This is a genomic window from Bartonella sp. AP88HLJMH (genome assembly GCF_042195605.1).
GTDB lineage: Bacteria > Pseudomonadota > Alphaproteobacteria > Rhizobiales > Rhizobiaceae > Bartonella.
On the sequence record NZ_JBHIOR010000085.1, the window covers coordinates 1 to 1,151 of the forward strand.

The 1,151-nt window shown below is 45.2% G+C and carries 1 protein-coding gene; it reads right to left on the reverse strand.

Features of this window, described 5'->3' with window-relative positions; translation table 11 throughout:
- Nucleotides 1–45 precede the first annotated feature (45 nt).
- Complete coding sequence (locus ACFIMA_RS09680; protein ID WP_375693449.1) at nucleotides 46–1,068, reverse strand: phage late control D family protein; 1,023 nt, start codon at nucleotides 1,066–1,068, stop codon at nucleotides 46–48.
- Nucleotides 1,069–1,151 lie beyond the last annotated feature (83 nt).

Here is a 1,151-nt window from a genome sequence, read left to right on the forward strand (position 1 = left end):
TCTGCTTCAATATTATGGGGAAGTTGACGAAAAGAAGAAGCAAAATTATCTCTTGGATTTTCTGTTTTTAGCATGTTTGATGTTCTCATTGCTTTCTTTTCCCTTGTTTGGTGCTTCTAGTGTGATTTCTGTGGTGTATCCGCTTTGTTTTTCATAGCGGTGGGTGACGGTTGCAGCTTTCCATGGTCCATTGATTTGCCCACGAAACCCTTGAAGGATGAGAGGTTGATCCGCCATGATTTCAGGGCGTCCCTCAAGGGTCAAAGAACCACTGCCTACAGCACGACACAACCTGTCCGACTCGGAAGCAGCGGCAGATAAAGCTTCCTCTTGACATGGATAACAACTGCGAAGACGCCGCACGGGACCGCTAAACCCTGTCTGATGCTTGACTTGGCATTGCTGCCCTTTTGCGCGATCAAAATAAGAAGCTTCAATAGTGCCGTATTGCGTACGTGGCTCTAGGGTAAATTCCCAGTTAGAACAGTCGTGCTTATGAAGTTCAAGGGCTGGTAAATTGTCACCGCTTAAAAATAAAAACTTATTGTCCTTGATTAAAAAACGCGCCCGCATGCGATCGGCAAGGCGGGTTAAAAAATCAACAGCCGATTGATCTGTACGAATCACATAAGGAAGAGTTTGTTTGATAAATTGTGGACTGACCTTTGCTTGATAGCCATGGCGTTTGGCAAGTGTCTCAACAATCTCACCAACAGTTTTGTGATCAAAATGTTCACTCGCTTGTTCTTTGAGTTCTTTACGCATCGAGGCGCTTTTGCCACAAAGGCGCAAAATCTCTCCATCACTGCCACCAATACTCACCACCGACTCAACAACAAAACGCCCCATAAAGGCACTGATGCTGTTCTCATAGCCAAAAATCACTTGCAGAGTGCTGTTGCTTGAGGGAACCTCTAAATCATTACCACTATCATCAAACTCTGCTTCAAATGTATCGGCTTCATTGCCGGCATGGTCCGTAATGGTTGCGGTTAAAAGACGCTGATAAAAAACCTCATGAACAAGCTTATCCCCCACTCTCACCTCAATAAAAGGATGCGTGCGCATTAATCCCATAACCGCTTCACCACGCTGTTCTTTTCTTGGCTGACAAACTCAGGCAGAATGACCTTTAAGCCCCGTGGTAAAAA